Annotated in this window: 9 protein-coding genes and 1 pseudogene; 6 read left to right on the top strand and 4 right to left on the bottom strand. The window is 70.8% G+C overall.

Annotated features, from left to right (window positions below):
* Nucleotides 1-114 (top strand): annotated as a pseudogene (locus EXE50_RS14115) (IS6 family transposase); the annotation flags it as partial.
* A 75-nt stretch (nucleotides 115-189) separates the two neighbouring features.
* Nucleotides 190-741 (top strand): phosphate-starvation-inducible PsiE family protein, encoded by a 552-nt coding sequence (locus EXE50_RS14110; protein WP_053771441.1) that lies wholly within the window; start codon nucleotides 190-192, stop codon nucleotides 739-741.
* Between the two features lie 45 nt (nucleotides 742-786).
* Here EXE50_RS14110 and EXE50_RS14105 read toward each other — a convergent pair whose 3' ends face one another.
* Nucleotides 787-1,269, bottom strand: a complete 483-nt coding sequence (locus EXE50_RS14105) for an Lrp/AsnC family transcriptional regulator (protein WP_053771440.1) — start codon at nucleotides 1,267-1,269, stop codon at nucleotides 787-789.
* Between the two features lie 183 nt (nucleotides 1,270-1,452).
* Here EXE50_RS14105 and EXE50_RS14100 point away from each other — a divergent pair, with 183 nt between their 5' ends.
* Nucleotides 1,453-2,388 (top strand): DMT family transporter, encoded by a 936-nt coding sequence (locus EXE50_RS14100; protein ID WP_137705369.1) that lies wholly within the window; start codon nucleotides 1,453-1,455, stop codon nucleotides 2,386-2,388.
* A 36-nt stretch (nucleotides 2,389-2,424) separates the two neighbouring features.
* On the opposite strand, the gene EXE50_RS14095 is transcribed toward EXE50_RS14100, so the two are convergent.
* On the bottom strand, nucleotides 2,425-2,991 hold the full coding sequence (locus tag EXE50_RS14095; protein WP_137705368.1) for a hypothetical protein: 567 nt from the start codon (nucleotides 2,989-2,991) through the stop codon (nucleotides 2,425-2,427).
* 171 nt (nucleotides 2,992-3,162) lie between these two features.
* Entirely contained in the window at nucleotides 3,163-3,558 is a 396-nt protein-coding gene (locus EXE50_RS14090) for a 2Fe-2S iron-sulfur cluster-binding protein (RefSeq protein WP_137705367.1), read from the bottom strand.
* A 96-nt stretch (nucleotides 3,559-3,654) separates the two neighbouring features.
* Between EXE50_RS14090 and EXE50_RS14085 the strand changes: the two genes are divergently transcribed.
* On the top strand, nucleotides 3,655-4,644 hold the full coding sequence (locus tag EXE50_RS14085; protein WP_137705366.1) for a biotin--[acetyl-CoA-carboxylase] ligase: 990 nt from the start codon (nucleotides 3,655-3,657) through the stop codon (nucleotides 4,642-4,644).
* Between the two features lie 28 nt (nucleotides 4,645-4,672).
* On the opposite strand, the gene EXE50_RS14080 is transcribed toward EXE50_RS14085, so the two are convergent.
* A complete protein-coding gene (locus EXE50_RS14080) occupies nucleotides 4,673-5,209 on the bottom strand; it encodes a universal stress protein (protein ID WP_137705365.1) in 537 nt (178 codons plus the stop codon).
* Between the two features lie 124 nt (nucleotides 5,210-5,333).
* Between EXE50_RS14080 and EXE50_RS14075 the strand changes: the two genes are divergently transcribed.
* Nucleotides 5,334-5,591 carry a hypothetical protein gene (locus EXE50_RS14075; RefSeq protein WP_137705364.1) on the top strand — a complete coding sequence of 86 codons (258 nt, stop codon included), beginning with the start codon at nucleotides 5,334-5,336 and terminating at the stop codon, nucleotides 5,589-5,591.
* Nucleotides 5,592-5,709: 118 nt separating this feature from the next.
* Nucleotides 5,710-6,912, top strand: coding sequence for a redox-regulated ATPase YchF (locus tag EXE50_RS14070; protein ID WP_137705363.1), 1,203 nt, complete (start codon nucleotides 5,710-5,712; stop codon nucleotides 6,910-6,912).
* Nucleotides 6,913-6,938: the final 26 nt, after the last annotated feature.

Here is a 6,938-nt window from a genome sequence, read left to right as displayed (position 1 = left end):
TTTCGAGAAGTAGAACGACGAACCTCTTCGTTTTCAAACTGTTTTAGCCACGTCGATCCACCGACCGCGGAAACGTGGTTGCAAGCCCACGCCGTCTGGTGGAATCATGCTTAAGTTAACACGACGCCGGTACGGCCCCTGCCACTTACTTGTCGGGCGGCCGTGTCTCGATCCGAGAGGTCAGACTCGATGGACGATTCTCCACCGGCCGACTCCCCGAACGACTCACAACGGACCGACCTGTCGGACGACGCGCCGACGTCCGGCCCCGAGCCGGACCCGGCGGTCGCGAAGACGCGCGGCGACCGCGTCTCCGACGTGACGAACAAGTTCGTCCACGGCGTCGAACTGGCCGCAGCGGCGCTTTTCGCGCTGCTGTTCGGCATCGGCGTCGTCGACCTCGCGATCCAGATCGCCGAGTCGGTCCCCACGGGGGAGATCACCGACCCCAACACCGTCATCAGCTTCATCGAGACCGGACTGCTGCTGCTCATCATCGTCGAGGTGTACGAGACGGTCGTCGCGTACATCGAGCAGAGCGACACCCGCCGGATCGTCCGGCTCGTGATCTACACCGGCGTCATCGCGATGGTCAGGAAGGTGATCATCTTTCGCACCACAGAGTACTCGACCACGCAGGACGCCCTGTTCGCCGCGCTCTCGTACACCTTAGTCGTCCTCGGGCTCGTCGCACTGCTGTTCGTGGAGCGGTCCGTCGGACCGTCGCTCGGCCCCGACTGATCCGCGCAGCGGCCGCCCCGCCGTACTCGGCTCCCGAGCGCCGTGTCACTCCGTCAGCTCCTCGATCAGCGTGTCGATGTCGTACGTCGCCGGGGCGCGCGACTCGTCGCGGAGCGTCGCGATGGTGAACGTCGAGTTCGTGCGCTCGACCTGCGGGATCGCCTCGAAGTCGCTGATCAGCCGCTCGACGGTGTCCGAGGAGGAGAGCCGCGCGAGGACGACGAAGTCCGTCTCGCCCATCGTGAAGAACGCCTCCGTGACGCCCTCGACCGCCAGCAGCTCCTCGGCGAACTCCTCGTAGGGGCCCTCGTAGCTGGCGAGCACCTCGACGATGACGGTGACGCCGAGCCCGAGCGCCTCGTGGTCGAGGTCGTACAGGTCGTTCTCGATGACGCCGTCTTCGCGCAGGTTGTTCAGCCGATAGTGGATCGTCGACACCGGGATCCCGGTCTCCTCGTGGAGCCGTTCGGGGCTCCCGGTGCCGAGATCGGAGATGGCCTTCAACAGCCGCACGTCGCGCTCGTCCATACCCCCGGATCGACCCCCGACCGGTTGTATATGTCGACCGACAGGGTTGGAGTCTGCTCTAATATTCGAGCACAGTTAGGTGTTCGAATCGGATCTGATTCGTATGTCTGATTCTTCATTCCAAATGTCGGCTGTTTCGAGAGTATAATTTAACTACAGTCGCGTATTTCGAACGAGTAGCCAGTGAAACTCAGAAACTTCCTCTCTACTCCGGAAGCGATCGTCGCCGCGTTCCTCCTCCTCGCGACGCTGTGGGGGACCTCCTTCGTCGCCATCGAGGCCGGCCTCCACTACTTCCCGCCGCTGCTGTTCGCGGGGGTCAGGTACGCCGTCGCGGGCGCGGTCGTGCTCGGCTACGCCGCGGTCGCCGCGGACCGGTGGACGCCGCGGGGCCGCGACGAGTGGCTCGGCGTCGCCGTCGCGGGGACGTTCGTGATCGCGGCGTACCACGGGCTCCTCTACCTCGGCGAGGTCCGGATCTCCGGCGCGGTCGCCGCGGTCGTCGTGAGCCTCTCTCCGGTCCTGACGGCCGTCTTCGCGGCCGCGCTCCTCCCGAACGAACGCCTCGGCCCCGTCGAGATCGGCGGGTTCGCGCTCGGCGTCCTCGGGGTGGCCGTGGTCGCCGACCCGGCGGCGGCCGGGCTTGGCAGCGCGGCGGTCGTCGGCGTCGGCCTCGCGCTCGCGGGCGCGGTGGCCTTCTCGCTCGGCGCCGTCCTGCTGCGACCCCTCCGCACCGACCTGCCGATCGCCGCGCTTCAGGGGTGGGCGATGGTCATCGGGGCGGGCCAGCTCCTCGTCGCCGCCGCCGCGATCGGGGAGTCGCCCGCCGCGGTCGTCTGGAACCAGACGTCGATCGCGTCGCTCGCGTACCTGACGCTGCTGTCCGGCGTTGTCGCGTTTCTCCTGTACTTCGCGCTGCTCGACGCGGTCGGCCCGTCGCAGCTCCACCTCGTCGGCTACGCGGAGCCCGTCGTCGCCGCGGTCGGCAGCTGGCTCCTGCTCGGCCACCTCGTCGACGCGTCGGCGCTCGTCGGATTCGTCGCGATCCTCGCCGGCTTCCTCGTCTTGGAGCGCCGGGAGATCGCCGACTACGTCGACGCCGATCGCCTGACCGGATAGCGACCGGCGGAAAGGCCCTGCGCCGTCAGCGGGGATTCACCCCTCGATGTCCCGACTCAGCCCCGCGCGGAGGTCGCGGCCGAAGTAGTGCCCCAGCAGCGCGAGCGCCAGCCCGACGCCCCCGCCGACCGCGACCAGCGGGAGCCCCCACTGCGAGAGGTAGTCGATCCCGATGGGCAGGAAGCCGACGCCGAGGACGCTCGTCACCGCGCTGGCCGCGCCCGCCGCGCCGCCGGCGATCCCCGTCTCGACGTACCGGCGCGTCGAGAGCGCCAGGCCGAGGAGGAACGAGGCGACGAACACGCCGCCCGCGGTGCCGATCGTTCCCCCGATAAGCGGTATCAGCCCGCCGACGAACACGCCGACCGCGACGGTCGCGAGCGCGAGCCCCAACGCCTTCGCCGAGAACCACCGGCCCGAGACGCCGACCCTGCCGGCGTCCCCGGTTTTCCCGGCGCTCCGCGCGCCCGGTTCGGCGGCCGCGGCGCCGCCGGCGTCGGCGTCGGACGCCCCCTCGCCGCCACCGAGGTCGTCGTCGAGGAGGTCGTCAAGGTCGTCCATCGGGTCGTCGTCGGACGACTCGCGCTCCTTGGAGGGTTGCATACCCGACCGTTCGGGCCAGCGGACTTGGCTTTTGTGCCGCGACGGCAGTCGGAAGGCCCCCGATCACCGGGCCGAACGCCCGCGACGTCCCTTCGGAACCCCTCGACGGGCGGACCGTGTGACGCGGTACCGTTCGCCGTTTCACCGGAAACGAGGTGTGGGGCCCGGGCGTCAGCCGCCGTCCAGCTCTCCGTCGCCCGCCTCGGACCGTCGCCCGCCCCACACGCGCTTGTCGACGAGCGACACCGTCATCGGGCGGTCGACCGCGATCTGACAGGAGAGCCGGGGGTAGCCGAACCGGTCGGCGAGCCGGTCGTGCCAGTGGTCGGCCGGCGGTCCCTCTCTGACGCGGACGCCGCAGGTCGCACAGATCCCTCGCCCGCCGCAGTTGAGGCGGCGGGTCGCGGCCGCGTACGGCGACAGCCCGGCGTCGAGCAGGACCCGGCGGAGGTTCCGTCCCCGCTCCACGTCGAGGTAGACGCGCTCGTCGCCGTCGACGACGACGAGCGACACGGTTTGGCTCCCGGCCTCCGTTCGGTCGTCGCCGTCGCGGTCCACGTCGGTCATCGGCGGTCCTTCGCGCCCCGGACACAAAGCGTCGGGGACCCGACGCGGCGTTCGAGACCCGGAACGGCTTTCGGCCAGGCCGCCGGATCAGGGCGTATGGACACGCGGCGCGCGCTGCTCGACGCCCTCGCGGCGGACGACGACCCGGTCTCCGGGCCCGCCCTCGCCGAGTCGCTCGACGTCTCCCGGGCGGCCGTCTGGAAGGCGGTCGAGGGGCTCCGCGAGGAGGGGTTCGCGGTGGAGTCGACGTCGGACGGCTACGTCGCGCCCGACGACCCGGGGTACTCGGGGGCGGGCATCGCGTTCGGGCTCGACGCCCCTTACTCGGTGGAGTACCACGACCGGGTCGGGTCGACGAACGAGCGGGCCCGCGAGCTCGCGGGAGCGGACGCCGCGGACGTCGCGGTGGTCGCCAACGAGCAGACGGGGAGCCGGGGGCGCCTCGACCGCGAGTGGGTGGCGCCGAGCGGCGGCGTCTGGCTGTCGGTCCTGACCCGCCCCGACGTGCCGACCGCGCGGGCGCCGCTCTTCACGCTCGCGGCCGCGGTCGCGACGACCGACGCCGCCCGCCAGGCCGGCGTCGACGCGCGGATCAAGTGGCCGAACGACGTGCTGGTCGGAGACGGGACGCCCGAGGAAAGCGCCCCCGCGTCGGATCTCGGCGGCCGCGGCGGCCGGAAGCTGGCGGGGATCCTCACGGAGATGGAGGGGGAGGCCGACCGCGTCGGCTGGCTCGTCGTCGGCGTCGGCGTCAACGCCAACATCGACCCCGAGACGCTGCCCGCGGGCGCGACGTCGCTGTCGGCCGAGCGCGGCGCCCCGGTCGATCGGCGGCGGTTCGCCGCGACGCTGCTCGAACGCTACGCGGAACTCACCGCGTCGCCCGGGGCGCTCGACGGCGTCCTCCCGGCGTGGCGCGAGCGAGCGAGCACGCTCGGGCGGCGCGTCCGCGTCGAGGCCGCCGACGGCGTCGTGGAGGGCACCGCCGTCGACGTCGCCGAGCCTGGCGCGCTCGTGGTCGACACCGACGAGGGCCGGCGGCGCGTCCACGCGGGCGACTGCGAACACCTCCGCGGCGCGGAGTGAGGCGGGCGGCAGGGCCCGAGCCTCCTCCCTAACCGGTCTCCGTCGCGTCCGAGACCGCCCCCTCGGCGTCGGTCCCGGCCGTCTCGCCCGCCGTCGCCGACTCGGCGGCGCTCGGCGGCTCCTCCCCGTCGCCGATCCGGACCGTCAACACCGGAATTGACGAGCCCCGCACGACCTTCTCCGCGACGCTGCCGAGGAGCAGTCGGTCGATGCCGCCGCGGCCGTGAGTGCCCATCACGACGAGGTCGCAGCTCGCCTCCTCGGCGTGGGTGATGACCTCGCGGCTGGGCGACCCCTCGACGACGACCGTCTCCACGTCCACGTCGCGGTCGGCGGCCAGTTCGCGGACCGTTTCGAGCGCCGCCTCCCCGTCGTCGTACAGCAGGTCGCCGACGCCCTCCCATGTCGTCTCCATCGGCATCCCGGCGTACCGCGCGGTGTCGACCACGTAGATGGCGCGGACCGAGGCCCCGTGGACCGCGGCGAGGTCGAGCGCGTGGCACACCGCCAGCTCCCCCTCCGAGGAGCCGTCGGTCGGGACCAGGATCCGGTCGTATAGAGACATGTTCACATGACTCATATCGCCGACGACAGATAACCTTTTGCGGTTCTTGCCGGTTTCTCGCCGTCGCCCCCGCCCCGGCCGCGACGGGGCGCGCGTTTATGCTCCGTCCCGTCGAGGGGACGGTATGTCCGACGAGATCACCCTCTCCCGGCTCGAACCGACGCTCGAGGATCACGCGTACCCCGCCGAGCGAGACGCGCTCGCCGAGGCGTTCGCCGGCACCACGGTGCTGTTCGCCGACGGCGACGCCGACCTCGGCGACCTCCTCGCCGACGTCGACCAGGAGACGTTCGAGAGCGCCGACGACGCGTACGCCGCGCTCCAGAACGTCTTCCCCATCGAGGCGCTCGGGGAACCGGGCCAGTCCGACGGCGACGCCTGACGGGGCCCGCTTTCCCGCTCCCTCGTCACCGCTTCGCACGCCGCGGTCCCTCGTCATCGAGTCCCACGCCACGGCGCGTCTCGCATCGCTTTTTACCGCGGATCGCGGACTGGCGGTAATGAGTTACCGGATCGGTCTCGTCGGCAAGCCCTCGGTGGGGAAGTCGACGTTCTTCAACGCCGCGACCATGAACGACGTGCCGGAGGGGGCGTACCCGTTCACCACCATCGACCCGACCGTCGGCGAGGCGTACGTCCGCGTCGACTGCGCCGCCCCTGAGTTCGACGAGACGTGTACGCCGAGCGTCGGCGTCTGCCGCGAGGGGACGCGGTTCGTCCCGGTGAAGCTCGTCGACGTGGCCGGGCTCGTCCCGGGCGCCCACGAGGGGCGCGGGCTCGGCAACCAGTTCCTCACCGACCTCAACGAGACCGACGTGCTGATCCACGTCGTCGACTTCTCGGGGAAGACCGACATCGAGGGCGAGGCGACGGAAGGCCACGACCCCCGCGAGGACATCGACTTCCTGGAGGAGGAGTTGGACGCGTGGTACCTCGACGTGTTAGAGAAGGGCCTCGAGAAGTACGAGACGCGGTACCAGGGCGCCGACGCCGCCGTCGAGGAGGAACTGGCCGAGCAGATGTCCGCGTTCGGGACGGACAAAGACCGGATGAAGCGGACCATCCTCGCGCAGGGGCTCGAACTCGACCCCGAGACGTGGGACGAGACGGACAAGGTCGAACTGGCCCGCGAGATCCGCAAGCGGACGAAGCCGATGGTGATCGCGGCCAACAAGATGGACACCCCCGAGGCGCAGGCGAACTGGGAGGAGATCACGTCGGACCCCGACTACGACCACCTGTCCTTCGTCCCCGCGAGCGCTCACGCCGAGAGGGCGCTGAAGAACGCCGACGAGGCGGGCGTCGTCGACTACACGCCCGGCGCGGACGAGTTCGAGATCGTCGGCGACGTCTCCGGCGAGCAGGCGGCCGGGCTCGATCGGATCGGCGAGTTCGTCGGCGAGTACGACGGCACGGGCGTCCAGGGCGCGCTCGAAGCCGCCGTCTTCGACGTGCTGGGCTGTATCGCGGTCTTCCCCGGCTCCGCCAACGGGAGCAAAGACGAGAAAGGGGTCTTCCGCGACTGCTTCATCCTCCCCGAGGGCTCCACGACGGAGGACTTCGCGTACCACATCCACTCGGACATCGGCGAGGGGCTCCTCCACGGCACCGACTGCCGGAGCGGCCGACAGGTGGGGACCGACCGCGAGCTCTCCCACCGCGACGTGATCGAACTGGTCTCGACGAAGCAGGCGGCGCCGTAGCCGCTCCGCGTCGTCGAGGCCCTGTC

The organism is Halorubrum sp. ARQ200 (genome assembly GCF_005435115.1).
Classification (GTDB): domain Archaea; phylum Halobacteriota; class Halobacteria; order Halobacteriales; family Haloferacaceae; genus Halorubrum; species Halorubrum tropicale.
The sequence above is the reverse complement of the archived record's forward strand: the minus strand, read 5'-3'. Positions and strand labels throughout refer to the sequence as shown.

Excerpts from the sequence above, each read along its gene's own strand:
- EXE50_RS14105 (WP_053771440.1), bottom strand. The coding sequence starts at position 1,269 with ATGGACGAGCGCGACGTGCGGCTGTTGAAGGCCATCTCCGATCTCGGC.
- EXE50_RS14110 (WP_053771441.1), top strand. The coding sequence starts at position 190 with ATGGACGATTCTCCACCGGCCGACTCCCCGAACGACTCACAACGGACC.
- EXE50_RS14095 (WP_137705368.1), bottom strand. The coding sequence starts at position 2,991 with ATGCAACCCTCCAAGGAGCGCGAGTCGTCCGACGACGACCCGATGGAC.
- EXE50_RS14070 (WP_137705363.1), top strand. The coding sequence starts at position 5,710 with ATGAGTTACCGGATCGGTCTCGTCGGCAAGCCCTCGGTGGGGAAGTCG.
- EXE50_RS14090 (WP_137705367.1), bottom strand. The coding sequence starts at position 3,558 with ATGACCGACGTGGACCGCGACGGCGACGACCGAACGGAGGCCGGGAGC.
- EXE50_RS14080 (WP_137705365.1), bottom strand. The coding sequence starts at position 5,209 with ATGTCTCTATACGACCGGATCCTGGTCCCGACCGACGGCTCCTCGGAG.
- EXE50_RS14075 (WP_137705364.1), top strand. The coding sequence starts at position 5,334 with ATGTCCGACGAGATCACCCTCTCCCGGCTCGAACCGACGCTCGAGGAT.
- EXE50_RS14085 (WP_137705366.1), top strand. The coding sequence starts at position 3,655 with ATGGACACGCGGCGCGCGCTGCTCGACGCCCTCGCGGCGGACGACGAC.